The organism is Streptomyces sp. NPDC058964, assembly GCF_042741275.1.
GTDB lineage: Bacteria > Actinomycetota > Actinomycetes > Streptomycetales > Streptomycetaceae > Streptomyces.
Map to the genome: position 1 here is coordinate 11,397 of NZ_JBHYKH010000240.1, position 1,981 is coordinate 13,377.

At 69.5% G+C, this 1,981-nt stretch carries 2 protein-coding genes; both read left to right on the top strand.

Annotated elements, in window-relative coordinates; all coding sequences use genetic code 11:
• On the top strand, window positions 1–589 hold a 589-nt coding region (locus ACFW2E_RS26500; protein ID WP_384469570.1), incomplete at its 5' end, for a fumarylacetoacetate hydrolase family protein.
• Window positions 582–1,981 (top strand): glutamate--tRNA ligase (gene gltX, locus ACFW2E_RS26505; RefSeq protein WP_384469571.1); only part of this gene is annotated, 1,400 nt, incomplete at its 3' end. The genes ACFW2E_RS26500 and gltX, both read left to right, overlap by 8 nt.

The following is a 1,981-nucleotide window of genomic DNA, read 5'->3' on the forward strand; positions in this document are numbered from 1 at the left end:
CAACTACGCGGAGCACGCCAGGGAGCTGGGCAACGAGGTCCCCGACGCCCCGTTCGCCTTCTTCAAGCCGTCCACCTCGGTGATCGGCCCCGGCGACGAGATCCAGTACCCCTCCTTCTCCGAGGAACTCCACCACGAGGCCGAGCTGGCCGTGGTCATCGGCCGCATGTGCCGCGAGGTCCCGCGCGAGCGCGTCAAGGACGTGATCTTCGGCTACACCTGCGCCAACGACGTCACCGCGCGCGACGTCCAGCGGCGCGAGAAGCAGTGGGCCCGGGCCAAGGGCTTCGACACGTCCTGCCCGCTCGGCCCCTGGGTGGAGACGGATCTGGACCTCACCGCGGCGAACGACCTGACCGTCCAGCTCACCGTCAACGGCGAACAGCGCCAGCTGGGCCGTACGAGCGAGATGATCCACCCCATCGAGGACCTGATCGTCAACATCTCCGAGGCCATGACGCTGCTCCCCGGCGACGTGATCCTCACCGGCACCCCGGCTGGGGTCGGCCCCCTGCACGTCGGCGACGAGGTCGCCGTCACCATCGAAGGCATCGGCACTCTCAACAACAAGGTTGTCAAGCGTGGCTAGCGCACCCGGCACTCCCTCCCCCAAGTTCTCGACCCCGCTCGAACAGGGGGTACCCCCACGCGTACGTTTCTGTCCGTCCCCCACCGGCAACCCCCACGTGGGCCTGGTCAGGACCGCCCTGTTCAACTGGGCGTTCGCCCGGCACCACCAGGGCACCCTGGTCTTCCGCATCGAGGACACCGACGCGGCCCGCGACTCCGAGGAGTCGTACGAACAGCTGCTCGACGCGATGCGCTGGCTGGGCTTCGACTGGGACGAGGGCCCCGAGGTCGGCGGCCCGCACGCGCCCTACCGCCAGTCGCAGCGCATGGACCTCTACAAGGACGTCGCACAGAAGCTGCTGGACGCCGGGCACGCCTACCGCTGCTACTGCTCCCAGGAGGAGCTGGACACCCGCCGCGAGGCCGCGCGCGCGGCCGGCAAGCCGTCCGGCTACGACGGCCACTGCCGTGACCTGACCGCCGGGCAGGTCGAGCAGTACGAGGCCGAGGGCCGCGCCCCGATCGTCCGCTTCCGCATGCCCGACGAGACGATCACGTTCACCGATCTGGTCCGCGGCGAGCTGACCTTCACGCCGGAGAACGTGCCGGACTACGGCATCGTCCGCGCGAACGGCGCCCCGCTGTACACGCTGGTGAACCCGGTCGACGACGCGCTGATGGAGATCACCCACGTCCTGCGCGGCGAGGACCTGCTCTCCTCCACCCCCCGCCAGATCGCCCTGTACAAGGCGCTGACCGAGCTGGGCATCGCGAAGCAGACCCCGTCCTTCGGGCACCTGCCGTACGTGATGGGCGAGGGCAACAAGAAGCTGTCGAAGCGTGACCCGCAGGCGTCGCTGAACCTCTACCGCGAGCGGGGCTTCCTCCCGGAGGGCCTGCTCAACTACCTCTCGCTCCTCGGCTGGTCGCTCTCCGCCGACCGGGACATCTTCCCGGTCGACGAGATGGTCGCGGCCTTCGACATCGCCGACGTCAATCCCAACCCGGCCCGCTTCGATCTGAAGAAGGCCGAGGCGATCAACGCCGACCACATCCGCATGCTCGGCGCGAAGGACTTCACGGAGCGCTGCCGCCCCTGGCTCCAGGCCCCGTTCGCCCCCTGGGCCCCGGAGGACTTCGACGAGGCGAAGTGGCAGGCGATCGCGCCGCACGCGCAGACCCGCCTGAAGGTCCTCTCCGAGATCACCGACAACGTCGACTTCCTGTTCCTCTCCGAGCCGGTCTTCGACGAGCCGAGCTGGGCGAAGGCGATGAAGGAGGGCTCGGACGCACTGCTCCGCACGGCCCGCGAGAAGCTCGACGCGGCCGACTGGGCGTCGGCGGAGTCCCTGAAGGACGCCGTCCTGGCCGCCGGCGAGGCCCATGGCCTCAAGCTCGGCAAGGCCCAGGC